The sequence below is a fragment of the Lacticaseibacillus suilingensis genome (assembly GCF_016861845.1).
Taxonomy (GTDB): Bacteria; Bacillota; Bacilli; order Lactobacillales; family Lactobacillaceae; genus Lacticaseibacillus; species Lacticaseibacillus suilingensis.
Map to the genome: position 1 here is coordinate 1 of NZ_BOLV01000061.1, position 1518 is coordinate 1518.

The window sequence follows — 1518 nt, forward strand, 5'->3', positions numbered from 1 at the left end:
GGGTCTAGAATTTTTGGTGTTGGTAGTAATCAACACTGGAGATGCTAGACCCTTTTTAGATAACAAAAAGACACCTGGTCTCCCCGGTGCTATGCTTTAAGCGACCAAACCCAAACAAAGCGAGGTAATGAACAGGTGTCCAACATTGATAGTACGCTTAAATTGCTCGGAATTACAGATACAAATATCCATGTTTCTGATGTGAGAGATGAATACCGCGGCCGCGGTCAAGGTCGCAAGAGGTATCAGGTCATTCACGCAGAACTAACTTACTTTCTGGAACGTTGTCCCTATTGTGGAATGTCGACATTGCGGCGCAATGGGCACATTCGTACTCATATTCACGTTAATGGCCCAACAGACCGGCCAGTACTCCTAGCGCTCGATAAGCAGCGTTGGCGCTGCGGTAATTGTAAATCCACTCTGACTGCCACCACCTCGGTAGTTAAGCCCAAGTATTCAATCTCAAATGGCCTAGTTGAGTACGCCTTAAAGCTCGCAATGAAATCGACTACTAGTAAGAGCATTGCCTCAATCACTGGCATTTCGACCACGACCGTTGGACGCATCCTTGATGATAATATCAATCCGCGACCGCTCAACTATCTCCCAACCAACCTTTGTTTCGATGAGTTTCGCTCAACTCACTCACAAATGGCCTTTATCTGTATCGACGCTGATACACACAAACGTGTGACTGTGCTTGGTGATCGGCTCTCAGACACCATCAAAAAATTCTTCGAGGAAAACTACTCTAGAGACGAAAGAGCGAAGGTGAAGCATATCTGTATGGATATGAACGCTGCGTATCAGAACTTTGTTCACGAGCTCTTCCCTAACGCCGAGATTGTCATCGACCGTTTCCATATCATTCAACTGCTAGGTCGAGCGATGGACCAGATGCGCGTTCAAGCGCTACGGCAAATCAAGGATAAACATTCTCAAGTGTACAAGGCGTTAAAACCAAACTGGAAAATCTACCATAAAGCCGATCCAGACGCCAAAACTAAACATTACCGCTTCGGCATAAACGAAAGCCTGACCGACCAAGAACTCATCGATATTGGCATCACGCCTTTCCCAAACTTACACAATGCTTATGAGACCTATATCGACATTCACGATGCTTTACTTAATTCACAAACAGAGCGCCTGAGTAACCTCATCAAGACCTACAGGTCGTGCGGTGAGCCAATGGACATCGCCATTGCCACACTAAGGAAAAACCTCAAAGGGGTTTTGAATGCTTCGCAAACCAGGCTTTCAAATGGCCCGCTAGAAGGCATCAATCGTAAGATCAAAGCGCTAAAGCGTAGCTGTTATGGATTCGCCAATCAAGAGCGGATGTTTGAACGGATCTACCAACTGATTGCTTAGCAAAGTCAGTGTCCGACACCCCGGGGAGCAGTATACCCAAAAACAGTGTTACAAAGCATAATTGTGGCCATCTGGCTTCACAGACGATATTTTTCGGTTCAATAACAAAAAATCCACTCCGAAGAGTGGACCTTTCAAAAG

At 45.8% G+C, this 1518-nt stretch carries 1 protein-coding gene; it reads left to right on the top strand.

The annotated features are described in order from the left end of the window. Positions 1–135 precede the first annotated feature (135 nt). Positions 136–1377: an ISL3 family transposase gene (locus JUF11_RS13060; protein ID WP_203628625.1), complete on the top strand. Its 1242-nt coding sequence runs from the start codon at positions 136–138 to the stop codon at positions 1375–1377. The last annotated feature ends 141 nt before the right edge of the window (positions 1378–1518 follow it).